Source organism: Pseudomonas khorasanensis, assembly GCF_014268505.2.
In the GTDB taxonomy this organism is placed as follows: domain Bacteria; phylum Pseudomonadota; class Gammaproteobacteria; order Pseudomonadales; family Pseudomonadaceae; genus Aquipseudomonas; species Aquipseudomonas khorasanensis.
The window spans coordinates 394,205-420,423 of sequence record NZ_JABWQP020000002.1 but is presented as its reverse complement, the minus strand read 5'-3'; the positions used below and the strand labels follow the sequence as shown (position 1 = coordinate 420,423).

General features: G+C 59.7%; 26 protein-coding genes and 3 pseudogenes. 13 read left to right on the top strand and 16 right to left on the bottom strand.

Annotated elements, in window-relative coordinates; translation table 11 throughout:
* The first annotated feature begins 120 nt into the window (after positions 1-120).
* Positions 121-1,440 carry a methyl-accepting chemotaxis protein gene (locus tag HU727_RS07990; protein WP_186529864.1) on the top strand — a complete coding sequence of 440 codons (1,320 nt, stop codon included), beginning with the start codon at positions 121-123 and terminating at the stop codon, positions 1,438-1,440.
* 150 nt (positions 1,441-1,590) lie between these two features.
* Here HU727_RS07990 and HU727_RS07985 read toward each other — a convergent pair whose 3' ends face one another.
* The gene (locus tag HU727_RS07985) at positions 1,591-1,932 is read right to left on the bottom strand and encodes a DUF2025 family protein (RefSeq protein ID WP_186529866.1); all 342 of its coding nucleotides are present in this window, start codon (positions 1,930-1,932) and stop codon (positions 1,591-1,593) included.
* Between the two features lie 220 nt (positions 1,933-2,152).
* Here HU727_RS07985 and HU727_RS07980 point away from each other — a divergent pair, with 220 nt between their 5' ends.
* Positions 2,153-3,280 (top strand): glycerophosphodiester phosphodiesterase, encoded by a 1,128-nt coding sequence (locus tag HU727_RS07980; protein WP_186529868.1) that lies wholly within the window; start codon positions 2,153-2,155, stop codon positions 3,278-3,280.
* 156 nt (positions 3,281-3,436) lie between these two features.
* Positions 3,437-3,742 (top strand): PepSY domain-containing protein, encoded by a 306-nt coding sequence (locus HU727_RS07975; RefSeq protein ID WP_039758030.1) that lies wholly within the window; start codon positions 3,437-3,439, stop codon positions 3,740-3,742.
* Between the two features lie 107 nt (positions 3,743-3,849).
* Here HU727_RS07975 and HU727_RS26060 read toward each other — a convergent pair whose 3' ends face one another.
* Positions 3,850-4,554 carry a methyl-accepting chemotaxis protein gene (locus HU727_RS26060; RefSeq protein ID WP_437180380.1) on the bottom strand — a complete coding sequence of 235 codons (705 nt, stop codon included), beginning with the start codon at positions 4,552-4,554 and terminating at the stop codon, positions 3,850-3,852.
* A 228-nt stretch (positions 4,555-4,782) separates the two neighbouring features.
* Positions 4,783-4,893: pseudogene (locus tag HU727_RS26055) on the bottom strand (hypothetical protein); the annotation flags it as partial.
* Between the two features lie 857 nt (positions 4,894-5,750).
* Between HU727_RS26055 and HU727_RS07965 the strand changes: the two are divergent.
* Both HU727_RS07965 and HU727_RS07960 read left to right on the top strand, forming a co-directional pair.
* Positions 5,751-6,773 carry a transporter gene (locus HU727_RS07965; RefSeq protein WP_186529872.1) on the top strand — a complete coding sequence of 341 codons (1,023 nt, stop codon included), beginning with the start codon at positions 5,751-5,753 and terminating at the stop codon, positions 6,771-6,773.
* Between the two features lie 277 nt (positions 6,774-7,050).
* Positions 7,051-8,664, top strand: coding sequence for an inorganic phosphate transporter (locus HU727_RS07960; protein WP_437180376.1), 1,614 nt, complete (start codon positions 7,051-7,053; stop codon positions 8,662-8,664).
* Between the two features lie 124 nt (positions 8,665-8,788).
* On the opposite strand, the gene HU727_RS07955 is transcribed toward HU727_RS07960, so the two are convergent.
* Positions 8,789-9,685 carry a LysR family transcriptional regulator gene (locus tag HU727_RS07955; RefSeq protein ID WP_186529876.1) on the bottom strand — a complete coding sequence of 299 codons (897 nt, stop codon included), beginning with the start codon at positions 9,683-9,685 and terminating at the stop codon, positions 8,789-8,791.
* Positions 9,686-9,805: 120 nt separating this feature from the next.
* On the opposite strand from HU727_RS07955, the gene HU727_RS07950 reads away from it, so the two are divergent.
* Positions 9,806-10,564: an SDR family NAD(P)-dependent oxidoreductase gene (locus HU727_RS07950; protein WP_186529878.1), complete on the top strand. Its 759-nt coding sequence runs from the start codon at positions 9,806-9,808 to the stop codon at positions 10,562-10,564.
* Between the two features lie 30 nt (positions 10,565-10,594).
* On the opposite strand, the gene HU727_RS07945 is transcribed toward HU727_RS07950, so the two are convergent.
* Positions 10,595-11,032, bottom strand: coding sequence for a multidrug/biocide efflux PACE transporter (locus HU727_RS07945; RefSeq protein ID WP_186529880.1), 438 nt, complete (start codon positions 11,030-11,032; stop codon positions 10,595-10,597).
* An 89-nt stretch (positions 11,033-11,121) separates the two neighbouring features.
* On the opposite strand from HU727_RS07945, the gene HU727_RS07940 reads away from it, so the two are divergent.
* Positions 11,122-11,976: a LysR family transcriptional regulator gene (locus tag HU727_RS07940; protein ID WP_186529882.1), complete on the top strand. Its 855-nt coding sequence runs from the start codon at positions 11,122-11,124 to the stop codon at positions 11,974-11,976.
* Between the two features lie 107 nt (positions 11,977-12,083).
* On the opposite strand, the gene HU727_RS07935 is transcribed toward HU727_RS07940, so the two are convergent.
* Genes HU727_RS07935 through HU727_RS07925 form a run of 3 tightly spaced genes read right to left on the bottom strand, consistent with a single transcriptional unit; the run spans position 12,084 to position 14,116 of the window.
* Entirely contained in the window at positions 12,084-13,313 is a 1,230-nt protein-coding gene (locus tag HU727_RS07935) for an RNA polymerase sigma factor (RefSeq protein WP_186529884.1), read from the bottom strand.
* Positions 13,306-13,650: a YciI family protein gene (locus tag HU727_RS07930; RefSeq protein WP_186529886.1), complete on the bottom strand. Its 345-nt coding sequence runs from the start codon at positions 13,648-13,650 to the stop codon at positions 13,306-13,308. The genes HU727_RS07935 and HU727_RS07930 overlap by 8 nt, the downstream gene beginning before the upstream one ends.
* Before the next feature lie 40 nt (positions 13,651-13,690).
* Complete coding sequence (locus HU727_RS07925; protein ID WP_186529889.1) at positions 13,691-14,116, bottom strand: YybH family protein; 426 nt, start codon at positions 14,114-14,116, stop codon at positions 13,691-13,693.
* Between the two features lie 142 nt (positions 14,117-14,258).
* On the opposite strand from HU727_RS07925, the gene HU727_RS07920 reads away from it, so the two are divergent.
* Together HU727_RS07920 and HU727_RS07915 are read left to right on the top strand one after the other, a co-directional pair.
* Positions 14,259-14,744, top strand: a complete 486-nt coding sequence (locus HU727_RS07920) for a GNAT family N-acetyltransferase (RefSeq protein WP_186529891.1) — start codon at positions 14,259-14,261, stop codon at positions 14,742-14,744.
* An 18-nt stretch (positions 14,745-14,762) separates the two neighbouring features.
* A complete protein-coding gene (locus HU727_RS07915; protein ID WP_186529893.1) occupies positions 14,763-15,368 on the top strand; it encodes a pyridoxamine 5'-phosphate oxidase family protein in 606 nt (201 codons plus the stop codon).
* A 130-nt stretch (positions 15,369-15,498) separates the two neighbouring features.
* Here the strand turns inward: HU727_RS07915 and HU727_RS07910 are convergent, their stop codons facing one another.
* From HU727_RS07910 to HU727_RS07900, 3 genes are all read right to left on the bottom strand, one after another.
* Complete coding sequence (locus HU727_RS07910; protein ID WP_186529895.1) at positions 15,499-15,987, bottom strand: GNAT family N-acetyltransferase; 489 nt, start codon at positions 15,985-15,987, stop codon at positions 15,499-15,501.
* Between the two features lie 86 nt (positions 15,988-16,073).
* Entirely contained in the window at positions 16,074-16,559 is a 486-nt protein-coding gene (locus HU727_RS07905; RefSeq protein ID WP_186529897.1) for a GyrI-like domain-containing protein, read from the bottom strand.
* 69 nt (positions 16,560-16,628) lie between these two features.
* Entirely contained in the window at positions 16,629-17,291 is a 663-nt protein-coding gene (locus HU727_RS07900) for a LysE family translocator (protein ID WP_186529899.1), read from the bottom strand.
* A gap of 139 nt (positions 17,292-17,430) precedes the next feature.
* Here HU727_RS07900 and alaC point away from each other — a divergent pair, with 139 nt between their 5' ends.
* The gene (gene alaC, locus HU727_RS07895) at positions 17,431-18,648 is read left to right on the top strand and encodes an alanine transaminase (protein ID WP_186529901.1); all 1,218 of its coding nucleotides are present in this window, start codon (positions 17,431-17,433) and stop codon (positions 18,646-18,648) included.
* Positions 18,649-18,823: 175 nt separating this feature from the next.
* On the opposite strand, the gene HU727_RS07890 is transcribed toward alaC, so the two are convergent.
* Together HU727_RS07890 and HU727_RS07885 are read right to left on the bottom strand one after the other, a co-directional pair.
* Entirely contained in the window at positions 18,824-20,176 is a 1,353-nt protein-coding gene (locus HU727_RS07890; RefSeq protein ID WP_186529903.1) for a GntP family permease, read from the bottom strand.
* A gap of 82 nt (positions 20,177-20,258) precedes the next feature.
* Positions 20,259-20,792, bottom strand: a complete 534-nt coding sequence (locus HU727_RS07885; RefSeq protein ID WP_186529905.1) for a gluconokinase — start codon at positions 20,790-20,792, stop codon at positions 20,259-20,261.
* Positions 20,793-21,007: 215 nt separating this feature from the next.
* Between HU727_RS07885 and gntR the strand changes: the two genes are divergently transcribed.
* Positions 21,008-22,039: an HTH-type transcriptional regulator GntR gene (gene gntR / locus HU727_RS07880; RefSeq protein WP_186529907.1), complete on the top strand. Its 1,032-nt coding sequence runs from the start codon at positions 21,008-21,010 to the stop codon at positions 22,037-22,039.
* 149 nt (positions 22,040-22,188) lie between these two features.
* Here the strand turns inward: gntR and HU727_RS07875 are convergent, their stop codons facing one another.
* Positions 22,189-23,061, bottom strand: coding sequence for a LysR family transcriptional regulator (locus HU727_RS07875; protein ID WP_186529909.1), 873 nt, complete (start codon positions 23,059-23,061; stop codon positions 22,189-22,191).
* A gap of 121 nt (positions 23,062-23,182) precedes the next feature.
* On the opposite strand from HU727_RS07875, the gene HU727_RS07870 reads away from it, so the two are divergent.
* Positions 23,183-23,623 carry a PACE efflux transporter gene (locus HU727_RS07870; protein WP_186529911.1) on the top strand — a complete coding sequence of 147 codons (441 nt, stop codon included), beginning with the start codon at positions 23,183-23,185 and terminating at the stop codon, positions 23,621-23,623.
* 103 nt (positions 23,624-23,726) lie between these two features.
* On the opposite strand, the pseudogene HU727_RS26050 reads toward HU727_RS07870, so the two are convergent.
* Positions 23,727-24,155, bottom strand: a pseudogene (locus tag HU727_RS26050) (methyl-accepting chemotaxis protein); the annotation flags it as partial.
* Between the two features lie 120 nt (positions 24,156-24,275).
* Positions 24,276-24,941: pseudogene (locus tag HU727_RS26045) on the bottom strand (PAS domain-containing protein); the annotation flags it as partial.
* A gap of 818 nt (positions 24,942-25,759) precedes the next feature.
* Here HU727_RS26045 and HU727_RS07860 point away from each other — a divergent pair.
* Complete coding sequence (locus HU727_RS07860) at positions 25,760-26,182, top strand: GNAT family N-acetyltransferase (RefSeq protein WP_186529915.1); 423 nt, start codon at positions 25,760-25,762, stop codon at positions 26,180-26,182.
* The last annotated feature ends 37 nt before the right edge of the window (positions 26,183-26,219 follow it).

Below are 26,219 nucleotides of genomic sequence, written 5' to 3'. Positions count from 1 at the left end.
CTGCCAGTAACGGAACGCTGGCATTGAGCAGTCACCGCCGAGTGCCGCCTGTGCATTCGGTCTGCCGGCGCAGGAATAGGGACTGAATCCGTTTGATCCCCACTTCCCGAGTATCGCAACATGTTTTTCAACCGCCACAAAGCCACCCTCGAAAACCTGCAACGCACCCTCACTGAACAGTCGGCATTTCTTGAAGCCATTAACCGCTCGATGGCGGTCATCGAATTCGATCTTGATGGCGTGGTGTTACGCGCCAATGACAATTTCCTGCGGACGATGGGTTACACGCAAGATCAGGCGATTGGCCAGCCACATCGGCACTTCTGCACGCCCGAATTCGGCAGAAGTGCCCAATACAACGAATTGTGGTCACGCTTGAAAAACGGGCAGTTCCAGGCCGGCACCTTCGAACGGGTTAACAGCCAGGGCCAGCCGATCTGGCTGGAAGCCAGTTACAACCCGATCAAGGACGCGACGGGGCGGGTGATCAAAGTGGTCAAGTACGCGATGGATGTCACCGCAAAAGTGCAGCAGGAAAACGAGGCCAACGCCAGGTTGGCGGCCATCGATCGGGCGATGGCGGTGATTGAATTCGATCTCGACGGCCATATCCTGACGGCGAATCAGAATTTTCTGACGCGCATGGGTTACACCCTCGCTGAGCTCAAGGGCAAGCATCACCGTTTGTTCTGCACACCGGCGCTGGTCAACAGCAGTGCTTATCAGGATTTCTGGCGGCGCTTGAATCAGGGCGAGTTCTTCCACGGACAATTCGAGCGTGTGGACAAGCGTGGTCAAACCGTTTGGTTGGAGGCCAACTACAACCCGGTCTACGACGCGTCGGGGCGGTTGTACAAAGTGGTGAAATTCGCCTCGGACGTGACCGCCCGTGTCGAGCAGCATGACCAGGATGCGCGCAGTGCAAGTGCCGCTTACCACATCTCGGTGGCCACCCGAAAAGTCGCCGAGCAAGGTACGCAAGTGATTCAGCAAGCTGCCAGCGAAATGCGCGAAATCGCCGAGGACATCAGCCAGTCCTCAACCCTGATCGCCCAGTTGGGCAACCGCTCAGAGCAGATCACCACCATCGTCAACACCATTCGTGCGATTGCGGATCAGACCAATCTGCTCGCTCTCAACGCTGCCATCGAAGCGGCACGCGCCGGTGAACAGGGGCGCGGTTTTGCCGTCGTGGCCGATGAGGTGCGACAACTGGCGGCGCGCACCAGCGGCTCCACCGCCGAGATCTCCAATATGATCGGCCTGATCCAGAGCGAGACGCGGCAGGCAATCAAAAGCATGGAAGGCACTCGCGAGCGCGCGGCTGAAGGCGTGGCATTGGCCAATCAGGCGGGCACGGTGATTTTGCAGATTCGCGATGGCGCCAGTGAGGCGGTGGATGCGGTGAGCATGTTTGCCAATGAGCGAGTGCCGGGGTGATCAGTTCTAATATGAGCTCGTGAGTGGATCGAAATTGCGGCTGGCGATGAACCGAGGTGTTGCCTTCGCGAGCAGGCTCGCTCCCACAGGGATTTTGTGAACGCCACAGATCCAATGTGGGAGCGAGCCTGCTCGCGAAGAGCCCCGCAATCACACTACAAAACCTAAACCGCGCACAAGACTTCGCACCGCCACAATCTCAGGCACCTCAACCTTGCTCATATAAACGCGTAGCGGTTCGGTGATGTTGATCCGCTCATCGATGTGCTGGTCCAGCAGCACCTGAATCAACTCGCGTTTCAACGTCATGGTGGTTTGTGACACGGGCGCCCAGACGAATTCACTGGCCGGAATAATGCCGTCATCGGCCACGTCCATGCCGAACGAGTCTTCGCTGAAGCGCACGATGTATTGACCGGTTTTACGATTGAGGCCGACGAAGCCTTTGAGGTCGTCGGCGGCCTGGCAGATGAGCTGAGAGGTGATGCGCATGGTAAACCTCACGAAAGGTGATCGATGGTTTACACGCAGGGCAACGCAACGGTGCGCCCTCTGCCGGGGCGTCTGTTGCGGGCAAGCGTACTGCAAACAGCGCCACAAAAGTGCAGGAAATTTTCGTTTTGACCGGTTTATGTCGGTCTGACGATAGCCCTCTGGCGCGTCAGTTGTTAAAAGGTACGTCTCGATAAAAACCTGCGAAAGGACCTCGACCATGCCCACCACTTTTACCCAAAGCGCCTTGGTGCTGAGCCTGATTTTCGGCCTCGGTCAGGCGCACGCCGCCAGCCACCCGGAGCCCAAGGCCGTCGCTGCGGCCCATGGCATTCCGCACCCGGCGGTGATCGCCCACCGTGGCGCGTCGTTCGATGCGCCGGAATCCACCGCCGCGGCCTATAAACTGGCCCGTGACCTGGGCGCCGATTACCTGGAAATGGACTTGCAACGCAGCAAGGACGGCGTGCTCTTCGCCTTGCACGACGACAATCTGCAACGCACCACCGATGTCGCCAGCAAGTTCCCCGAGCGCAAGGACAGCCCGGCGACCGCCTTCACCATGGCCGAGCTGAAAACCCTTGATGCCGGTACCTGGTTCAACGCCAAGTACCCGGATCGCGCGCGCCCTTCCTACGCCGGGCTGAAGATCCTCACCCTCGATGAAATCATCGACATCGCCCGGGCCAACCCGCAGCACAAACCCGGCCTGTACATCGAAACCAAAGAGCCACAGCTGTTTCCCGGCATCGAACATGACCTGAAGGAGAAGCTGCAGGATCGCGGCTGGCTGAGCCCGGCCGGCTCGAAACTCGCAAAAAGTGCGCTGGGCGTCGGTCAGGGCAAAGGCAAGGTGATTCTGCAGACGTTCGACAAGCGCAGCCTCGAACTGCTGGAAAAAGAAATGCCGCAAGTGCCGAAGATCCTGCTGCTGTGGGTCGGCGAAGGCAGCATCGAGCCGAAATCCAACGTGACATTTGCCGCATCCGGCGAGCAGGACAAAAACGTTTTCTACGGCAAGCAGGAGCCCAAATCCGAAGCTGAATTCAAGCAATGGGTCGATTACGCCAAGGCCCAAGGCGCCATCGGCACAGGCCCTTCGGCGAAGCTGACAAATGGTGGTGACCAGAGTTACTCCGATCTGGTGCAGCCGTGGATGAACCAATACACCCACGATCAGGGCATGCTGGTGCACGTTTATACCGTCGACGAAGCGGTCGATTACGAGAAGGTCATGTCTGCGGGTGTCGATGGCATCTTTACCAACCGCGCCAGCGAACTGTTGAAGTTTTATAAACGTCCGGCGGGTGGCAGTGTTGACGAGGTTTTGAAGAAGAACGGTTTCTGATCAGATAAGAAGTTGTCTCCTTCGCGAGCAGGCTCGCTCCCACAAAGAGCGGTTTTTTCGCGATTCGGAGATTTAAGGGTGAATTAAGTTGCGCTGGTTAATCTGAACCCACTTACACAGATCAACCACTTCTACGCATAACCAAGGAATGACCCGATGAAAACTTTGACTGCCCTGTTTACCGCCGCCGCCCTGACCCTCACCGCTGGCCTGGCTCAGGCTGATGTGCGCATCGACCAAGTCCCGCAATTGGTGAAAGACGGCAAGATCAAGTCGCTGGAATCGATGAACGCCGAAGCATTGAAACTGCACCCGGGCGCAACGATTACCGACACCGACCTCGATAACCACTTCAACGGTTATGAGTATGAAGTTGAACTTAAAACGGCTGACGGCAAAGAATTCGACGTGGACTTTGATGCCACCACCGGCAAAGTGCTGAGCAACAAGCAAGACACCTGATACATAGCGTTTAAAGAGAGCCGCGCGATTTAACGATCGTGCGGCTTTTTTTTGCCTGAATAAACCATTCTGGGAACAGCGCTAAACTCGCGGCCGGCTGAGCCGGATCACGCGCTCAATCGCGCCGTCACTTCATTCAACTGCCCCGACAGACCGTGCAGATTCTGACTGGCACTTTCGGTGCGCTGCACGTTGTCGAGGTTGGTGCTGGCGATCGCCGTGATCTCGGTGAGGTTGCGCGAAATATCTTCGGCCACCGAGGTCTGCTCTTCTGCCGCCGTGGCGATCTGACGGTTCATGTCGCGAATCGCTTCCACCGCCAATGTGATGCGCTCCAGCATCGCTCCGGCCTGCGTCACTTGCTCAACGCTTTCATCGCTGCGCGACTGGCCGCTTTCGATAGCCTGCGCGGCGTCCACCGCCCCCGTCTGCACGTTCTGGATGATCTGGTTGATCTCGATAATCGACTCGGCGGTGCGCTGCGCCAGGTTGCGCACTTCGTCGGCCACCACGGCGAAACCACGCCCGGCCTCACCAGCCCGTGCGGCTTCAATCGCCGCGTTGAGCGCCAGCAGATTGGTCTGCTCGGCGATGCCGCGAATCACTTCCAGCACCTTGCCGATTCGACCACTGTCGGCTTCCAGACGACGGATGACCGTAGCGGTGTTCGCGATTTCACCGCGCATCTGCGTGATCGAATGAATGGTGCTCTGCATGACCTTTTCACCCTGCTGGGCAGACTGGTCGGCATCGTCGGCCGCACGCGCTGCATCGGCGGCATGACGGGCAACTTCCTGGGCCGTGGCGGACATTTCGTTCATCGCCGCCGCCACTTGGTCGGTGCGATTGAATTGCTCGCTGGTGCCACCGGCCATGGTTGTGGCAATGGCGTTCAACTCGCCGCTGGCGCTGTCCAGGTCGCTGGCACTGCGTTGCAACCGAGTGAAGGTGTCCGCAAGGAAGTCACGCAAGGTGTTCGCTGCGGCGGCGAGGTTGCCCAGCTCATCGCGACGCTCGCTAACCACGCGTTCGGCAAGTTGACCACGGCTCAAGCGGGTGACGTAATCGATAAGGTTGCGGATCGGCTCGATCAGGTTGCGGCTGACCAGCCAGAAGCTTAGAAGCCCGATCAGCAAGCCTGACCCCAGCATCACCAACAGGCCCAGCCACACCGTACGATCGGCGGCTGAACTGATCAACGCCGATTGCTCGGTGCCCTGCTTGCGTAACTCGGCGACCAGTTCGCTCATTTGCTCGCTGGTGGCGCGGTCGACGCCCTTGACCGCCGCGTCACCTGCGCTTGGATCACCGCCGGCAGCCACATAGGCATCGCGACCCTTTTGGTAGGCCGTACCCAACTGGCGATGCTCGTCGCGCAAGCGTTCGATGCGTGATTTGAGATTTGCCTCGATGCCTTTCTGGCTGGCCAGTTCGCCCAGGATGCTTTGCACGTCGCGCTGGCGGTCTTCGAACTGGCCCCAGTATTTGCCCAGATCCGCCGGCTGTTTGCCGCGCAGCAGGACGTTTTTCCACTCCTGTACCTGCACCTTGAATTGCAGGTTGGCTTCATCGATCAGTTGCGAAGTGTGCAACGGGCCGGCGATCAGTTGGCTGTAGCTTTGCACGCCGTTGGAAAGGAAATGAAAGCAGGCCAGCGCGATCAAAAGCGTCGCCAGCAGACTACCGCTCAACAGGGCGAGAATTTGCGCTCTCAAAGATTTTTGCAGCATTGCAGGAGTACTCAAGACAGGGATGAGGCACGCTCGTAAGGAGCGTGAAAAATGGCCGGACTTCCCTGTCGGCGTACCTCGGCTTCAAGCCGAAGGCGCGCAACCTAACGCACCTGAGATCGGCGCGCCAGAGCGCTTCTTGAGGCTTGCCCGACAATCGGTAAGGCATTGATTTTTCGGCGTTACTTGTCACAAAAATGTCATGTGAGATTGCGATGATGCGGCCCGGGTGAATCCGAAAAACGCTCAAGTCAACGCCCTCCTCGCAGCGAGCCGACATGAATCACAACCTCGATATCAGCCATCGCGACCCGGACCTGTTCGGCTTGCTTTACGGCTTTCGTTTCCTGCCCGGTGAGCGCGGCCGGGAAATCGATTCGGCGACCGCGTTGCGTTGTTTGCAGGACGATAGCGACAGCGGTGAATTCCTTTGGCTGCACCTGAACCTGGCTCATGCGGCGTGCGAACGCTGGATGAAAAGTCATCTGCAATTGCCAGACGAATTTTTTGAGGCGCTGCACGAAGGCTCGCGCTCGACGCGCATCGAGCATGTCGACTCGGCGCTGCTGGCGGTGGTCAACGACGTGGTGTTCAACCTCAGCAGCATGGTTTCTTCGGACGTATCGACGCTGTGGGTTTGCGTGCGCAGCAAACTGATTGTCAGCGCACGCCTGCAACCGCTGCACTCGGTGGACAAGTTGCGCTCTTCGGTGAAGGCCGGCGAGCGCTTCCGTTCGCCTTCGGAAGTGCTCGTGCACCTGCTGCGCGATCAGGGCGAAGTGCTGACACAAATCGTGCGCAAGACCAGCCTGAGTGTCGATCAGGTCGAGGACGAATTGCTTTCCTCACGCCTCACCACGAACCGCGCCGAGCTCGGCGCCAATCGCCGGGTGCTCGTGCGTTTGCAACGGCTGCTGGCGCTGGAACCGGGGTCGTTGCTGCGCTTGCTCAATCGCCCGCCGCCCTGGTTGCAGAAGGAGGACGTCAAGGAATTGCGTAAATCCACCGAGGAGTTTGCGCTGATCATCAACGACCTCACCGCCCTCGGCGAGCGGATCAAACTGCTGCAGGAGGAAATCGCCGCCAACCTCAACGAACAGAGCAACCGCACGCTGTTCACGCTGACCGTGGTAACGGTGCTGGCCCTGCCGATCAACATCATCGCCGGCTTTTTCGGCATGAATGTCGGGGGCGTGCCGTTGTCGCAGGATCCGCACGGTTTCTGGGTGCTGGTTGCGTTGGTGGCGACGTTCACGGTGATTGCGGGACGCTGGGCGTTTCGCAAGCGTGGGGATTACTAAGATCAAAAGATCGCAGCCTTCGGCAGCTCCTACATTTGCAATGTGTACGCTCGTTCCCACGCTCTGCGTGGGAATGTATTAGTTGACGCTCCGCGTCATTGGGACGCAGAGCGTCCCGGGCGGCGTTCCCACGCGGGAGCGTGGGAACGATCAATCACCGGCGCCATTTGGGTCAATGGTCAGACTAATAAGACAAACACTGACCTGACGCAGTCTCTCTGTAACATTCTGAAACGATCATGGGCGACATTCCTTCCCTCGCTCAGGATTGTCCGCCATGGTTACGCCCTCTCTGACCGCCAGCCCTGCGTCCGCCGCCAGCGGCAGGCCAGCGCTCGACAAGAAACCCGGTCCATTCACCTACGTGATGTTTTTCGCCGTGCTCGCCATGGGCATGCTCTTCACCGCTTACAGCCTGATGCATGACATGCAAGAACTTGGCACGGTGGTCACCACGTGGACGCCGTTTCTGCTGCTCGGCGTGGCGCTGTTGATTGCGCTGGGCTTTGAGTTCGTCAACGGTTTCCACGACACCGCCAACGCCGTGGCGACGGTGATCTACACCCACTCGCTGCCACCCAACGTTGCGGTGGTCTGGTCGGGCTTCTTCAATTTCCTCGGCGTGCTGCTATCGAGTGGCGCGGTGGCGTTCGGCATCATCGCGCTGCTGCCGGTGGAGCTGATTCTGCAGGTCGGCTCGTCGGCCGGTTTCGCGATGATTTTCGCGCTGTTGATTGCGGCGATCCTGTGGAATCTCGGCACTTGGTGGCTGGGCTTGCCGGCATCGTCTTCGCACACGTTGATTGGCTCGATCATCGGTGTCGGAGTGGCGAATGCATTGATGCATGGCCGCGACGGCACCAGCGGCGTCGACTGGGCGCAGGCGACCAAGATCGGTTACGCCCTGTTGCTCTCGCCGCTCGTGGGTTTCGGTTGTGCGGCGCTGTTGCTGCTCGCGCTACGTGCGTTTGTGAAGAACCGTTCGCTGTACAAGGCGCCACAAGGCAATACCCCGCCGCCGTGGTGGATTCGCGGTTTGCTGATCGTCACCTGCACTGGCGTCTCCTTCGCCCACGGCTCCAACGACGGTCAGAAAGGCATGGGCCTGATCATGCTGATTCTGGTCGGCACGCTGCCAATGGCTTACGCCTTGAACCGCACCATGCCGGAAGAACAGTCGCTGCAATTCGCGGCGGTGGCGCAAGTCACCCAGCAGGCGCTGGTGAAAAACGCACCTCAGCCGGCGCCCGCCGATCCACGCCCGGTCCTCTCGGATTACGTGCGCAGCAAAGAGCCCACACCGCAATTGATTCCCGCCCTCGCCGCCCTTACCGGGCACATTGGCGAGGAAGTCAAAGGCTACGGTTCGCTCGCCAAGGTGCCGGCGGAAGCCATGGGCAACGTGCGCAACGACATGTACCTGGCCAGCGAAAGCATTCGCCTGATGGACAAGAACAAGGTGGGCAACTTCGATGCTGACACGGCCAGCAAACTGCAACTGTTCAAGCAGCAGATCGACAACGCCACGCGGTTTATTCCGCTGTGGGTGAAGATCGCCGTGGCGATCGCGCTGGGGCTCGGCACCATGGTTGGCTGGAAGCGCATTGTGGTGACCGTCGGCGAAAAGATCGGCAAGACCCACCTGACTTACGCCCAGGGCGCATCGGCAGAAACCGTGGCGATGCTGACCATCGGCGCAGCGGATATGTTCGGTTTGCCGGTGTCGACGACGCATGTGCTGTCGTCGGGTGTCGCCGGGACCATGGTCGCCAACGGCGGCGGGTTGCAGATGAGGACAATCCGCAATTTGCTGATGGCGTGGGTGCTGACGCTGCCTGCCGCGATTGTGTTGTCAGGCAGCTTGTATTGGCTGTTCACGCAAATCTTCTGAACACATCGAATCCTTTGTGGGAGCGAGCCTGCTCGCGAAAGCGCTGGGTCAGTCAACTTTGCATTAACTGACATGCCCTCTTCGCGAGCAGGCTCGCTCCCACATGAGTAATGCGCTCAGGGCTTTAGAGGGTCGAACGGATCACATCGCTCAGCCATTCCATAAACACCCGCACCCGCAACGGCAAATGCCGTTGCCGCGCATACAACAACGAAATCGCCATGGCCGGCGCGGTGTATTGCGGCAATACAGTGACCAGTTCGCCGTCCTCCAGATGCGGTTGCATGCCGGTGCGCGGCACTTGGGTCAGGCCGAAACCGCCCAGACAGGCCGCCTCATAAGCGTCTGTGCTGTTGACGGTGATACTGCCGGCCATCGGCACGCGCCGCACCTCACCGCCCTCCTCATAAACAAACCCTTCCGAACGCGAACCCAGCACACCGACGTAATGCACCAACCGATGCTGCGCCAGATCCTCCAGCGTTTGCGGCACGCCGTAGCGCTCGAGATACGCGGGGCTGGCGCAGTTGACCATCGGAAAGTCTCCCAGATGGCGGGCGACGACAGATTGGTCAGGTTGCGCGCCGACCCGCAAGACACAATCGAAACCCTCCGCGAGCAGATCCACGCGGCGATCGGTGCTGCTGATTTCCATTTGCAGATTCGGGTGGCGATCCATGAACTCAGGCAGGCGCGGCATGACCAGCCGGCGCGCCAGGATATTCGGCATATCGACGCGAATGCGCCCGGTCAGCGAGGCCTCGTCCTGACGAAACAACCCTTCGATTTCGTCCATGTGCGAAAGCAGATCCTTGCTCCGCTCATAGAGCACGAGGCCGTCCTGCGTCGCCTGCACTTTGCGTGTTGTGCGTTGCAGCAGGCGCGTGCCAAGCAGGGATTCCAGGGCCTGCACATGCTCGGACACGGTGGAACGCGGCAGGCCGAGGCTTTCGCCGGCCAGGGTAAAACTCGACAACTCGCTGACCCGCACGAAGGTGCGCAGCAGTTCCAGTTTGTTCATCAGCGCACTCCCTGATTGTTCGACTAATTCGATCAGTGATTCCGATTTTGCTGTGTTTATCACCTCTGGGCCGACAAATAAACTCATTCCATCACGCCCAACGCAATCGAGGACAACCCCATGAATCGCAAAATCGCATTGATCACCGGCGCCAGCCGTGGCCTGGGCAAAAGCGCTGCCCTGCACCTAGCCGCCCAAGGCATCGACATTATCGGCACCTACAACAGCCGCGCCGACGAGGCCCAGGCGCTGGTAACCGAATTGCAGGCACTCGGCGCGACAGCGGCCATGCTGCAACTGGATGTCGGTCACAGCGAAAATTTCGCTGCGTTTGCCACGCAGGTTGAACAGGCGCTGGAACAAACCTTTGAGCGTCAGCGCTTTGATTTCCTGATCAACAATGCCGGGATCGGCGTGCATGCGCTGTTCAGCGAGACCACCCCGGAACAGTTCGATCTGCTGATGAATGTCCAGTTGAAAGGTCCGTTCTTCCTGACCCAACAACTGCTGCCGCAGATCAACGATGGTGGGCGGATCATCAACATTTCCAGCGGCCTGACCCGCTTCAGCCTGCCGGGTTACGGCGCTTACGCGGCGATGAAAGGCGCGATGGAAGTGTTGACCCGTTATCAGGCCAGGGAACTGGGCGCTCGGCAGATTGGTGTGAACATTCTTGCGCCGGGCGCGATTGAAACCGACTTTGGCGGCGGTACGGTTCGCGACAACAGCGCAGTCAACGCGATGGTTGCCAGCAATACCGCGCTTGGACGTGTCGGTCAGCCGGAGGATATTGGCGGCGCACTGGCGCTGCTGCTGTCCCCGGGCGGGCAGTGGATCAATGGCCAGCGGGTCGAAGCATCGGGCGGGATGTTTCTCTGACTGCAAACACCGACCCGATAGGAATCGACGTCAGCCCTCACATGTGCGGCGCGTCATGAAGCGCTCGCGCAGCACGTCGTAGCCCCAGTGGTAGAGATAGGTGTACGGCAGGAAAAACAGCAGCACGCCGATGTCGAGCAAGAACGCCTGCCACAGGCTGACCGACAGCCACCAGGCAATCAGCGGCACGCCCATCACGATCAACCCGCCTTCGAACAGCAATGCGTGGACCACACGGACCCAGGCGTTGTGCGCCACGTTCATGCGCACCAGCGCACGATCGAAAAAGCGGTTGAACACCACGTTCCAGGCCAGCGCCAGCATCGCGATCAACACGGTCACTGCGCCCATGTCGAGCAGCGGCTTTTGCATGATCCACGCCAGGATGGGCGTGCAGATAAGGATCGCCAGCAGTTCGAAACCGACAGCCTGGATGATGCGTTCAGTGATGGACTTGTGGGCAGTCATGGCCTCACTCCTTGTTTGAAGATGGTTGCCATGATCCGCCCGAGCACCGATACTTCATAACCAATAACCATCGATCAAGGCGATAGTTCATGGCCTCGCAAGAAGTGCTGTTGGCGTTTGTCCAAGCGGCGACCCAGGGCTCGTTTTCAGCGGCGGCGCGTAAATTGGGACGCAGTCAGTCGACCATCAGCGCGGCGGTCGCCAGCCTGGAAATCGATCTGGATTTGCAGCTGTTCGATCGCAGCAGCCGTAAACCGACGCTGACCCCGGCCGGCCACGTCATGCTGCAGAAGGCCGAGGGGATTCTGGCGGCCACCAGTCGCCTGGAAATGACCGCGCGGCAATTGTCGCAAGGCGTTGAGCCGAAACTCACCGTGGCGATTTCCGACACCTATCAGTCGTATCGTTTTGAGGCGGCTCTGGTGGGTTTCGAACAGCGCTATCCGGAGCTCGAGCTGGAATGTCTGATTGCCGAATGTGATGACCTGATCGAGTTGGTCCAGCGCGGTCGAGCGCATCTGGGCTTCGCCGAAATGCGCGAAAGCTACCCGCCGGACCTCGTGACATCGACCGTGGCCGAGCGCACGGAAATCGCCTTGTTCGTCAATCGTGAGCACCCGTTGGCGAAACTCGATCATCTGGATCAGCAGGTGCTTGAGCAACATCGCGAGCTGCGCCTGGCGACCATCGTCAACCCCTATGACAGCCGCGGCAAAGGCCGGGTGTGGTCGGCGCCGAGTTATCTGATGCTGCTTGAAATGGCGGAAAAGGGCTTTGGCTGGGCGCCGCTGCCCAGGTGGCTGGTGCAACGATACGCCAATCATTCGCTGATTGAACTGAACGTGCGGGGCTGGCCGAAACCGGTGTTTGTCGATGCCTTGTGGTCGAGGCTATACCCGCCCGGGCCGGCGGGGAGCTGGTTGTTGAGCAAGATGCTCGAATAGGCGGTGCTGCCGTTCGCGAGCCGGCTCGCTCCCACACGTGACCTCGTTTCAATTGTGGGAGCGAGCCTGCTCGCGAAAAGGCCAGCACTGCCAATGCAGAATGCAGATCAATCCAGCTCGCTCAGCCGCCCCTCTATAAACCGCCGCTCCGGCTCTTGCCGCGTCAACGCCAACGCCCGCCGGTACGCCGCGCGCGCCTCGTCTACTCGGCCCAACTGCCGACAAAACTCCGCCCTTGCCGAATGCGCCAAGTGGTAATCCTGCAACTCACCCCGCTTCAGAAGCCCCTCAATCAGCAACAACCCGGCTAACGCCCCGTCACGCTTGGCCACCGCCACCGCCCGGTTCAATTCGATCACGGGTGACGGCACCGCCCGCAGCAACACGTCATACAGCCCGACGATCTGCGGCCAATCCGTGTGCGCCGCCGAAGGCGCTTCGGCATGCACCGCAGCGATCGCCGCCTGCAGGCAATAGGGGCCGAAGCGTCGGGTGGTCAGCGCACGCTCGACCAGCGCACAACCCTCGGCCATCAACCCGGCATCCCAGAGCGAGCGATCCTGATCATCGAGCAACACCAGTTCACCGCCCGGCGAGGTGCGCGCGGGGCGCCGTGACTCGTGCAGCAGCATCAGCGCCAGCAGGCCCATGACTTCGGGTTCGGGCAGCAATTCCATGAGCAGACGCCCCAGCCGGATCGCCTCGCGGGTCAGGTCCTCGCGGGTCAGCTCGGTGCCGACCGAGGCCGAATACCCCTCGTTGAACACCAGATAAATCACCCGCAATACACTGTCGAGGCGCTCGGGCAGTTCGCTCAATGCTGGCACTTGATAGGGGATTTTTGCATCGCGAATTTTTGCTTTTGCCCGCACGATGCGCTGGGCAATCGCCGCCGGTGCGCAGAGAAAGGCCCGGGCGATTTCTTCAGTGGTCAGGTCGCAGACTTCACGCAACGTCAGCGGCACTTGCGCATCCGCCGCCAGCGCCGGGTGGCAGCAGGTGAAGATCAGCCGCAAGCGATCGTCTTCCACGTCTTCGCCACTCCAGTCGGCCTGTTCCAGCTCCTCGAGTTGCGCCTGCAGCAACGGCTGCGCAGCCTTGAAACGCGCACGTCGACGCAACACATCGATCGCTTTGAAACGTCCGGTGGACACCAGCCAGGTGCGCGGGTTGTCAGGGACGCCGTCGCGCTGCCAGCGTTCGACCGCGACGAAGAAAGCCTCATGCAGGGCCTCTTCGGCGAGGTCGAAATCACCGAGCAGGCGAATCAGCGTCGCCAGGATCCGCCGCGAGTCTTCGCGGTAAACCTGCTCGACCCGCGCCCTGACGTCAGACATTCAGCTCGCGCACCGGGCGCACTTCGACGCTGCCGACCCGGGCCGCCGGAATGTTGCCGGCGACCTGAATCGCTTCGTTGAGGTCCTTGGCGTCGATCAGGTAGAAACCGGCCAGTTGCTCCTTGGTTTCAGCGAACGGGCCATCGGTGATCGCCAATTTGCCGTTGCGCATGCGCACCGTGGTGGCGGTCTGTACCGACTCCAGCGCTTCGGCCGCGACCATCCGCCCGCTACCCTGGATCGACTCGGCGTAGGCCCAGCATTCGGCGTCCTCCGGGCTGTCCGGCGAGGAATGCAGCAGGCGTTCATCACTGTAGACCAGGCATAGATATTTCATGGCGTGCTCCTGATTCGAACGGATCAACTATGGCTGAAGATCACGGTTGCACATCGAACAGCGTTGCGCCGCTCATCGGATCGAACGGTGCCGACCAGTGCTCGTGAACGATCCGCCACGCGCCGTCGACCTGCCGATAACACGCGGTGACGCGCATCCAGCAGCTCTGGGTTACGCCTTGCTCGTTGGTGCCGCCGCAATTGGCGACCCAGTGGGCGAACGCAATGTTGCCAGCGCTTTCGATGGCGATTTCGTGGAATTCGAAAACGTGCGGGCCGGGGCACATTTCCATGCACGCGATCCAGTGTTCGCGGTAGGCGGTTTTGCCTTTGAATTGCAGGGCCTTGATGGCGTCGAACGAGACGATATCGTCGGCGTACAGCGCCATGACTTTCTCGACGTCCTTGGCCATCACTGCTTCGCGGTAGGTGTTGATCAGGGTCTGGATTTCGCTTTGGGCACTCATGGTGTTCTCCGTGGTTATTGTTGTGAAGACACCCTTAGTCGTTTGCCCTGATCGCAGATCGACAGACCAAACAAAAAAAATTCGCGCACGTCAAAATCGCTAGAATCGGGGGTTCAGTCTTTGTAGGAAAAAGGAAATTCCCGTGTCAGCCCAACTCGTGCCTTACGACAGCCTCAGCCCTTTGCAACGTCAGCAAGTCGAGGCAATTGAAATCCATCCCGAGCAGGTCAAGTTCTCCGGCGACATCCATGGTGCCTTGCACACCTTGCTGTCAAAGCCAGGTCCCGGCGTGAAGGGTTTTGCCCTGCTGGCGGATGATGTGCCGGTCGCGTTTCTGCTGCTCAAGCGCCCGCCGGTGTTGCCCGATTGGGCCGATGAAAACAGCGCGACATTGCATGCGTTGCAGGTTGATCGCCGGGCACAAGGCAAGGGCTACGGCAAGGCCTGCCTGCAAGCGCTGCCCGCCGTTGCACTGCAGGCATGGCCGGAAATAAAAGGCCTGGAATTATCGGTGGACGCCGACAACGAGGCGGCGATTGCGCTATACGCAAGGCATGGCTACGCGGACCGTGGCGAAGCCTATAAAGGCCGGATCGGCTACGAGCGGCGCATGGGGCTGTTTTTCTGAGTCGTCGAGGAGTTCACCATGATTGATTCGATCCAGGCGCTGGAAGCCATTTACGGATTGCCCCACGAGCGGGCAGTACGCAAACAGATCGGTTTTCTCAACGAGGACTATCAGGCGATGGTACGGGTCTCGCCGCTGGTGATCGTCAGCTCGGTCGGCGCTGATGGCCTGGACAATTCACCGCGCGGCGACAAGCCCGGTTTTGTGCGGATCATCGACGAGCGCACCCTTGCCCTGCCAGATCGTCCGGGCAACAACCGCATCGACACCTTGCGCAACGTGCTGCACGACGCGCGGGTTTCTCTACTGTTCATCATTCCAGGCATTGGCGAGACGCTGCGGGTCAATGGCACGGCGGTGATCAGCGCTGAGCCGGCATTGCTGGAGAGTTTCGCGGTGAATGGCAAACCGGCGAAAACGGTGTTGCTGGTGACGGTGGAGGCGGCGTTTTTCCACTGTTCAAAGGCGTTTGTGCGCTCGGATGCGTGGAACCCGGAAACGCACCTGCCGCGCTCGGCACTGCCCACGGCTGGCGCCTTTCATAAACGTCTGAACGATGGGCAATTCGACGCCGACACGTACGACCGCGAAGCGCCGACCAGGGTCCGCGACTCTCTCTACTAAACGCGGAACCAAACCACCTCAAAACCCTGTGGGAGCGAGCTTGCTCGCGAAGGCGTCGTGTCAGTCGACACTTGCTTATCTGAAATACCGCTTTCGCGAGCAGGCTCGCTCCCACAGTTTTGATTGAGGCTTAGAGAGTGAGCATCATCTCGTGCCACGCCATCCCGCCGTGATCGGACTCGGACGGTTTGATGTAGGCAAAACCAAACCCTGCGTACAGCGCAATGTGCTGTTCCTTGCACATCAAATGAATCGTCGCCTTGTCCATCCCGCGCATGCGTTCGATGAACTCGCCCAGCAGACGCTTGGCCAGGCCCTGCCCTTGATAGTCCGGGTGCACGACCACCGACATGATCACCACATTTGGCCCTTTCGGATCATGGCCGACCAGTTCCTTGAACGCCTCGTCGGACATCTGCACATCGAACGCCGCGCCTGAATTGATGAAACCGGCGACCACGCCGTCCACTTCGGCGACGATGAATCCATCCGGCCAGGTGGCGATGCGCGTGGCGATCTTCTCGCGGGTGGCGGCTTCGTCGCCTTCGTAGGCGAGGGTTTCGATGGCGTAGCAGCGGTCCAGATCGGCGGCGTTGACGTTGCGGATAACGGTGTTCATGGCGGCTCTAAAATCGACGAAAGACAGACGTGCAAGCATAAAGCACAAACGCGAAGCGGACATGCGCCCGCCTCGCCCTGTTGCACTCAAGCCTTGAGTGGCAGCCAGATTTCCAGCTTGCCGGTGTTCAGGCGCGGGTTGAAATCTTCGCTGTAGCGCTCGAACTCCGGCGCGTCCGCCGCCTCGCGCCCGGACTGTGGCAGCCAGGTGTTCCAGATGTACTGAAAGGTCGCAGGCAACTGAGCCAGCGGACCTTTGTGCTCGAACACCGCATATTGCTGCGGCTGGATTTCGATCCAGCGGTACTTTTCCGGCAGGTCATCGAGCTTGTCGATCTGCACCCCGGCGACGTATTCGAAACCGCCCTTGCCGTCGGCATTGCAGCAGACGCCGTAGGTCACTTCGCTCTGCTGCCCCGGAATTTTCCCCAGATGAGGGAGGAACTGTTCCCACAACTCCGGAATGCCTTCGGTGGTCGCCTGGGTAAACTTTCCGCCAAGGCCTGCGATCAGCAGAAACTGGCCATTTTCGAAACGGGGTTCCGCCACGTCGACACGTGTTTGCTCATCCATGACTCAACTCCTGGAGACAAAAATTCGGGTTCGGCTGGGAGTATAGAAAGCCCGAACCGATTCGCACGATTACAGCGAATGCAACTGCTCGGCGGCGCCTGAACCGACAAACTCGTTATAGCCCGATATGATCACGTAGACCGCGAAATAGCAGAAGATCGCCGCAGAAGCCAGGTATGAATAGCGCAACAGCTTATCGCCCAGCAACTTGCCACCGTGGCTTGCCGCAAAGCACAAACCGGCCGACCACAGCAGACCCGCGCAGAGAAAACCGCCGAGGAACAGCGCGGAACTGAGCGGGCCACCGCCACCGGATCGGGCGATCAACGTACCGCCGACGGCGGCGAACCAGAGAATCGCGCTCGGCGATGACATGGCCAGAAAGATGCCGCGAAAAAATTCCTTGCGATGGGAGTTCTGCCCCACCTCCGCCGTCTCGGCCAGCAGCGTTTCATGGTGCATCGCTGAATAAATCATCTTCGCCGCGAAGTAGATCAACAGCGCCGAACCGCCGATCCACAGGACCCAACGCACGGTTTCGTATTGCAGCAGAACCGTCATCCCGGCCAGCGCCAGCACCGCGTAGATCAGATCGCCGACGCAAGTGCCGAGACCCAGCGCGAAGCCTTGAAAGTAGCCGCGCTGCATCGCCAGCGTGATCATCGCAATGTTGGCCACGCCGATGTCCAGGCACAGCGAAAGGCTCAGCAAGAAGCCGCTGGTGAATTCCATTGACCGATTTCCTTGGGGCAAAAAATGTTTTCAACGCGCTGGACAGTATGCCATCACTGCCCTTATCGTCCGCCACAGGTCACCGCAGTGACCAGCGTCGCTCGGACGGTTCCGGGCGCTTACGTTATCCGAGGCAACAATGGCTGAACAAGGTTCGCCGCGCCGCTTTGCGCGCATAGATCGACTCCCCCCTTATGTTTTCAACATCACCGCCGAGCTGAAGATGGCCGCGCGGCGCCGTGGTGAAGACATCATCGACCTGAGCATGGGCAACCCTGACGGCGCCACGCCGCCGCACATTGTCGAAAAACTCGTGCAGGTCGCCCAGCGTGAAGACACTCACGGATACTCCACGTCCAGAGGCATTCCGCGCCTGCGTCGCGCGATTTCAAACTGGTACAAGCAGCGCTACGAAGTCGACATCGACCCGGAAAGCGAAGCGATCGTCACCATCGGCTCCAAGGAAGGTCTGGCGCACTTGATGCTGGCGACCCTGGACCAGGGCGATACGGTGCTGGTGCCGAACCCGAGCTACCCGATTCACATCTACGGTGCGGTGATTGCCGGCGCTCAGGTGCGTTCGGTGCCATTGGTGCCGGGGGTGGATTTCTTCGATGAGCTGGAGCGGGCGATTCGCGGCTCGATTCCCAAACCGAAAATGATGATTCTGGGCTTCCCGTCGAACCCGACCGCGCAGTGCGTGGAGCTGGATTTCTTCGAACGGGTGATCGCACTCGCCAAGCAGTACGACGTGCTGGTGGTGCACGACCTGGCTTACGCCGACATCGTTTACGACGGCTGGAAAGCCCCGTCGATCATGCAGGTGCCGGGCGCCAAGGACATCGCGGTGGAGTTTTTCACCCTGTCCAAGAGCTACAACATGGCCGGCTGGCGCATCGGTTTCATGGTCGGCAACCCGGAACTCGTCAACGCCCTGGCGCGAATCAAGAGCTACCACGATTACGGCACGTTCACCCCGCTGCAAGTGGCGGCGATTGCTGCGCTGGAAGGCGATCAGCAGTGCGTGCGCGACATCGCCGAGCAATATCGCCAGCGCCGTAATGTGCTGGTGAAAGGTCTGCATGAACTCGGCTGGATGGTCGAGAACCCGAAGGCGTCGATGTACGTCTGGGCGAAGATTCCCGAGGCTTACGCGCACCTGGGTTCGCTGGAGTTCGCCAAGAAGCTGCTCGCCGAGGCCAAGGTCTGCGTGTCGCCGGGCGTCGGGTTTGGTGAATATGGCGACGATCATGTGCGCTTCGCACTGATCGAAAACCAGGACCGGATCCGCCAGGCTGTACGCGGGATTCGTGGGATGTTCCGCACGGATGGACTTGTCACTAAAACCTCTGCTTAACCGATCGTTCCCACGCTGTGCGTGGGAATGCCTCGATGGACGCTCTGCGTCCGCTTTGGGACGCGGAGCGTCCCGGGCTGCATTCCCACGCGGAGCGTGGGAACGATCAAGCAGAAAGTACACGCCCACAAAAAAACCGCATCGCTGCGGTTTTTTTGCGCCTGCCAGTCGCGTTTTAAACGAACAGCGACAGCAGCAGGATAAAGCCCAACGCAACCACCGAGAGGATGGTTTCCATCGCGGTCCAGGTCTTGAAGGTTTCGGCCACGGTCATGTTGAAGTACTGCTTGACCAGCCAGAAACCGGCGTCGTTGACGTGGGACAGGATCAGCGAACCGGCACCGGTGGCCAGCACCAGCAGCTCACGGTTGACGCCCGGAATCATGCCAACCACCGGCACCACAATGCCCGCGCCAGTGATGGTTGCCACGGTGGCCGAACCGGTTGCGATGCGGATCACCGCTGCCACCAGCCATGCCAGCAGGATTGGCGAAATCTGCGCGCTGACCGCCATGTGGCCGATCACGTCGCCCACGCCGCTGGTCACCAGCATCTGTTTGAAGCCACCGCCGGCACCGATGATCAGAATGATCGCAGCCGTCGGCGCCAAGCTCGCGTCCAGCCATTTGAGCATCTGGCTCGAACCGATGCCCTGCTTGTGGCCGAAGGTGTACAGCGACAGCAACAACGCCAGCAGCAGCGCCGAGATCGGGTGACCGATCATGTCCATCCAGATGCGGAAGAAGTTGCCGTCCGGCAGCGCCACGTCAGCAAATGTTTTCAACAGCATCAGGAACACCGGCAACAGCACGGTGACCAGGGTAATGCTGAAGCTCGGCAGGTTGGTCGAATCGTTTTCACGGGCCAGTTGATCGACCAGTTCCTGATTCGGGTGACCCGGAATGTGCTTGGCGATGAACGTACCGAAAATCGGACCGGCAATGATGGCGGTCGGCAGCGCAACGATCAGACCGTAAAGAATGGTCTTGCCGATGTCAGCGCCGAATACACCGATGGCCAGCAGAGGACCCGGGTGCGGCGGCACCAGACCATGCACGGCGGACAGACCGGCGAGCAGCGGGATACCGATCTTGATAATCGACACGCCGGTGCGACGCGCAACGATGAACACCAGCGGAATCAGCAACACGAAGCCGATTTCGAAGAACAGCGGGATGCCCACCAGGAACGCGGCGAACATCATGGCCCACTGGACCTTGTCCTTGCCGAAAGCGCGAATCAGGGTCTGGGCGATCTGATCGGCCCCGCCCGATTCGGCCATCATCTTGCCGAGCATGGTGCCCAGCGCGAGGATGATGCCGACGAAACCGAGCACCCCACCGAAGCCGTCCTGGAACGCCTTGATGATGGTATTGATCGGCATGCCCGAGGTCAGGCCGAGGAAGGCGGCGGCGATGGTCAGCGCAATGAAAGGGTGAATCTTGAATTTGGTGATCAGGATAATCAGGCCGATTACCGTGACCACTGCATCGAGCAGCAGGAACGTCTCGTGGGACATGCCAAACATGGGGGGTGTCTCCTGGATTGTTGTTGTTATTAAAGCGGGTTAAACAGAAGTCGTGAGGACAGCGCTATCTCTTTCAACACGCTCATACCGCCTGTTTCAGACCGTGGGCCTGCCACCAGACGTGAGCCTGCAGTGCCAGCTCTTCGACGCTGTACACCGAGGCATTGAGCGCCAGAGTCAGCGGCTCGCCCTTGGGCGATTCGAGGGTGGCGAACTGGCTTTCAATCAACGTCGCCGGCATGAAGTGGCCGGGGCGGTGGGACACGCGCTCGGCGGCAACTTCCGGGGTCAATTCAAGAAACACGAAGCCCAGGCCTGGCAGGGCACTGCGCAGACGCTCGCGGTAAATGTGTTTAAGGGCCGAGCAGGTCAACACCGGGCGCTGGCCTTCGGCATCGACACGACGCAACTCTTCGCACAGGCTGTCGAGCCAGCCGGCGCGGTCGTCGTCGTTCAGGGGGATCCCCGCGCTCATCTTTTCGATGTTCGCGGCCGGATGAAAAGTATCGCCTTCAATGGCAGTGGCGCCGCTCAATTGGCACAGGGCCTCGCTGACGCACGTCTTGCCGCAACCGGCAACGCCCATGATAACCAGGGCGGTGATGGGATGACTCATATAACACCTCAGCGCGCAGACAGCGCTACCTTTGCTAGCTATGACTCTAGTGCACAGGCAGAAGTTGCCGACGCCTTCTTGTCGTTTTTTTGGGTTGCAGCAGGTTTGTTCCCGACGCCAAAAAGCGAAGATCAGGCAGGACCGCGCTCACGCATTGCAGCTGCATCAGGACAGCGCTACCTTAGTGCCTTGATTTTTGTTTGGCAAGCCGCCCGATGACCTCCCCCAAGAACGATAAAAATACCCGCACCACCGGCCGTCCCACGCTCAATGAAGTGGCACGCCTGGCCGGCGTCAGCCCGATTACCGCCTCTCGCGCCCTGCGCGGGGTCAGCACGGTTGCCACCGAACTGGTGGAAAAAGTGCAGAAAGCCGCCCTCGAACTCAACTACGTGGTCAATCCTGCCGCCCGCGCCCTGGCCTCGGCCCAGAGCCATTCGGTGGTTGTGTTGGTGCCGTCGCTGTCGAACCTGCTGTTCATCGATACGCTGGAAGCCATTCATCGGGTTTTGACGCCCAAGGGCTTCGAAGTGCTGATCGGCAATTTCCACTACTCGCGCGACGAAGAAGAAAACCTGCTGCGCAACTACATGGCCTATCAGCCACGCGGTTTTCTGCTGACGGGATTTGATCGCACCGAAAGTTCGCGGCGGATGATCGAGGCCAGCAACATTCCCTGCGTGTACATGATGGAGCTGGACAGCGCGGCCGGGGTCAATTGCGTGGGTTTCTCGCAGCTCAGTGCCGGCGAAACGGCAGCGCAGCATTTGCTGTCCCGTGGACGCAAGCGCCTGGCCTACATCGGCGCGCAGCTGGATCAGCGCACGTTGCTGCGCGGTGAGGGTTTTCGCAAGGCGCTGCAAAAGGCGGGGCGTTACGACCCGGACCTGGAAGTGCTGACCCCGCGCTCTTCTTCGGTGGGATTGGGCGGTGAGCTGTTCATGCAGTTGCTCGCGGCGCATCCGGATGTCGATGCGATCTTCTTCGGTAACGACGACCTGGCCCAGGGTGCGCTTCTGGAAGCGCTGCGTAACGGGATCAAAATCCCCGAGCAAGTGGCGATTCTGGGTTTCAACGACTTGCCGATGTCTCAGCACATGGTGCCGCGCCTGAGCAGCATCAACACCCCGCGCGAAGCGATTGGCCGGCGCGCGGCGGAGCAGATGCTGACCTTGATGGCCGGCAACAGCGTGGCGCGACCGGTTGAGGACATGGGGTTTGAATTGAAGGTTCGCGAAAGCACCTGACCTGCCTGTGGTGGTCGCAAATGCGGGGTTGAAACACAACACCTGTGGGAGCGAGCCTGCTCGCGAAGGCGCCGCGTCAGGTAAGAAGATGCCAACTGACACGGCGCCTTCGCGAGCAGGCTCGCTCCCACAGAGGATCTCCACAAGGTTCAGTGGCTGAGCAGGTCAACCAAGGCCTGCGCGCCCTTCTGCAACGGCTGGCTCTTGAGCCACACCGCGTGCACCGGCAGCACCAGGCCATTTTCGATGTTGCGGAAATTCAGCCGTTTCAACCGCCCTGCATCCAGCCACGGCTGAACCACCGACAACGGAAAATTGCCCCAGCCCAGTCCCGCCTCGACCATTTCCATCGCCGTTTCGAGGTTGTCCGTGCGCCAGTACGACTCCGCCACCAACGGCCGCGTCTCGCTGATCGGCAAGTCGCGGCTGGCGACTATGATTTGTCGCACTTGCACCAGATCTTCCAGAAACACATCCCGCCCCTGCAGCAAAGGGCTGTCCGCTGAAAGCGTGGCGATCATGCGTTCGCTGCCGACGAACTGAAAACGCTCCAGCGCGCTCACGCTCAACCCGGCGAACGCCACGCACACGCTGACACGGCCACTGTGCAGCATCGCCAACACGTCATCCTGCGGGGCGGTCAGCACTTCGATATCGAGCAGCGGATGACGCTCGGCGATCACTTTGATCGCCGCCAGCAAACGCCGCCGATCAATATCGGCGACCGCGCCAATCGACAACTTGCTCTCCAGCCCCAGCGATAACTCCACTGCGTGCACTCGCAGTTGCTTGATCTGTTCAGCGATCAAGCGGGCGTGCGGCACCAGTGACTGCGCCATGGCGGTGGGCTGCGGTTCGCGATGGCTGCGGTCGAACAACGGGTATCCGAGCTCGGCTTCAAGATTGGCAATGCCCATGCTGACGGCCGACGGCACCTTGCCCAATTGTCGAGCAGCGGCTGAGAACGAGCCGCGCTCGATGACGGCCAGGAACACTTCGATGCTGTCGCTGTTGAAACTCACACTGACCACCTATCAATAAAACTGAAAGCTACCGACTTTTTCTGTCAGGTCTATTGAAGCTATCTTCCGCCGCCTTCGCCAGCCCCGCTGGCCAACAATCGGCAAGAAAGAGGCAATCTGCATGCAAGGCGTGAAACGCAAACTGGTCTACGTGTCGCTCTACGAAGTGATCGGCATGACTTTCTCCGCCCTTGGCCTGGCGTTGTTGTCAGGCACTTCGCCGGGCAGCACCGGGCCGTTGGCGGTGATCATCACCACCATCGCCGTGACTTGGAATTTCATCTACACCTCGCTGTTCGAGCACTGGGAAAGTCGCCAGGTCTCGCGCACCCGCACGGTCAAACGACGCATCGCCCATGCCGTCGGTTTTCAACTGACGCTGATCGTGTTCCTGATTCCGTTGATCGCGTGGTGGATGAACATCAGCCTGGTGCAGGCGTTTCTGCTCGACCTGGCGCTGATCATTTTTATTCCGTGTTACACGTTTGCGTTCAACTGGTTGTTTGACCGGGTCTTCGGTCTGCCTGCCTCGGCGCTGCCGGATTCGGCTGCTGCGGCCTGATAGATGAGTGAGCCTGTTTGCGATTGCGGTACATCGGCCAGTCACTAAGTCACTGATGTACCGCTATCGCGAGCAGGCTCACTCCTACGAACATTGTGGGCTGTCAGTTCAGCTGCAAGGTCTCGTTGAACTGGCTTATCGCATCCACCACATGCCGCGAGCCCTGCTGGATTTCCAGGATCACTTCCCCCGCCTCGTTCGCCAGTTCGACGCCCAGCCCGGTGCGGCTCAGGCTCGACTGCATGCTCGATACCGCGCTCAACGACAAGTCGTGGTTTCTGCGCACCACATCGACGATTTCCAGCGTCGCCTGACTGGTGCGCGCTGCAAGGCTGCGCACCTCATCGGCGACTACCGCGAAACCGCGTCCATGCTCACCGGCCCGTGCGGCTTCGATCGCAGCGTTCAGCGCCAGCAGGTTGGTCTGATCGGCGATCCCTCGGATCGTCTGGACGATGGTGCCGATGATGTCCGACTGTTTGCTCACCGCATCGATACTGACCGCCGCTTCGTTCAGGTCGCGGGAAATGTCCTGGATGATCTGCACGGTCTGCTGCACGACTTGTGAACCCTTCTGCGCGCAGGCGTCGTTTTGCACCGAGGTGCTGTGGGCCGATTCCGCCGCGCTTTGCAGCGTGGTCATCTGGCGGGTGATGTCGCTGGCGAACTTGACCACTTTGTACAAACGGCCCTTGGCGTCAAACAGCGGGTTATACGAGGCTTCCAAGTACACCATGTGCCCGGACTTGTTCTTGCGCTCAAACCGGTGGGAATGATATTCGCCGCGATTGAGCGAGGCCCAGAATGCCCTGTACTGCGCAGACTCGGCTTCGGCACGGTGACAGAACAGGCTGTGGTGCTGGCCGACGATTTCGTTGAGCGAGTACTGCATGGTTTTCAGGAAGTTATCGTTAGCGGTGATGACGTTGCCTTCAGGGGTGAATTCGATCACCGCCATGGAGCGACCGATCGCCGCCAGCATCGCTTCCTCTTCATGTTCTTTGTTGATTCGCGCGGTGATGTCCGCCGCAACTTTAATGACACTTCTGACTTGCTTGTCGGGACCGAACACCGGCATGTAACTGGCTTCGAGCCAGATCTCCCGGCCGCTCTTGTTCAGGCGCACAAAGGTCCCGCTGAGCGGTTCACCACGGGCCAGGTCACGCCATAACTTCGCGTACTCGTCGCTGCGGTAAAAGGCTTCTTCACAAAAAATGCGGTGATGTTTGCCACGCACTTCTTCGGCGCTGTAACCCATGGTCTTGCAGAAATTGTCGTTGGCGTCGATCACGATGCCATCGGGCGTGAATTCGATCATTGCCATAGAGCGACTGATGGCATCGAGCTTGGCGTTGGCATCGGTCAATGCACAGCTGAAACGCTCGATTTCTCGCAGATCAGCCTTGTGATGTAGGTTGAACATGGTTGTATCACCTTCCGCGCGTTCTTTTGATTTGATGAAAGTCCAGGTCTTTCAAGATCTACCACTACGTTCCACAGAACAGGCACACGCCTTCCTCCACGGGAGGAAGTTGTCAGGTGATAAACGATGATCAATCGGAGGGTCCATGCAGCAACGCTCTAATCAAGACATCCTTTTCTTGATAGCCCGCACTTGGGCCAGCCCTAACGTGAAGAACTTCCATTTAGGTGACGCTCCTTGTTGGTTCAGTGTCGGTGCCTCGGGTTGCGCACTCTGGCAGCATGAATCACGGACCAACCTGTGAACCCGGCATTGTTGACATGACGGTCGACTGGGTTAGTTACGTGCAAGCATAGCCAGCCCGGCGCCGGGCGCAAGGCCACTAGTCGGCCAGTATCTGGCACTTTTTGCACAAGAATCGGTTCAGCGCGAGGAAGAATGGGGCGGGAGCGGACGTTTTTGCGAAGTGGAAGCCCGAGAAGCGGGCTTCCGAAAGGTTTTTCAGTGGCCGAAGATATCGACCTTTTTGGCTTTCTTTTCTGCGCGTTTTTCAATGGCGGTCTTGGCCGGTTTCTTTTTTGCGGCTTTCTTTGAATCCATACCTTTGGACATGATCGGTACTCCACTCACTCAGGATGTGTGATCAGGTATACACCTATCGCGAAGCGCGCGTTCTTTTATAATCGGCGCTTTTTGACCGGCAGCCCGAACTTATGCCCGACACCCACTACAGCCGGCTCGACGAATCGTTGTGGCCGCTGATGAACAAGTTTTACCGCAGCCACCAGTCCTCAATGAAAGCTGTGCGCGAGTCGCAGTTGTGGGTGGCGCGGCGTGGCGAGATCGTTGCGGCGCTGTGTCTGCGGCCGGTATCGGGCGGGCATTGGCTGACGGGATTGTTTGTTGACCCACAGTGTCGCGAACAAGGGATCGCCGCGCAGTTGCTTGCGGCGGCGGTCACGGGTGTCGACGAGCCGGTCTGGCTGTTTTGCCATCCGGATTTGCGCGGGTTCTATGAGCGACGCGGGTTCAGCTTCGACCCGGCGCTACCGCAGGCCATGGCAGAGCGGTTGAGCCGGTATGCGCGAAGCAAGCCGATGATTGCGATGGAACTCAATCCCGCAGATTTACGCTGAACCCGTGTGGGAGCGAGCCTGCTCGCGAATGCGGTGT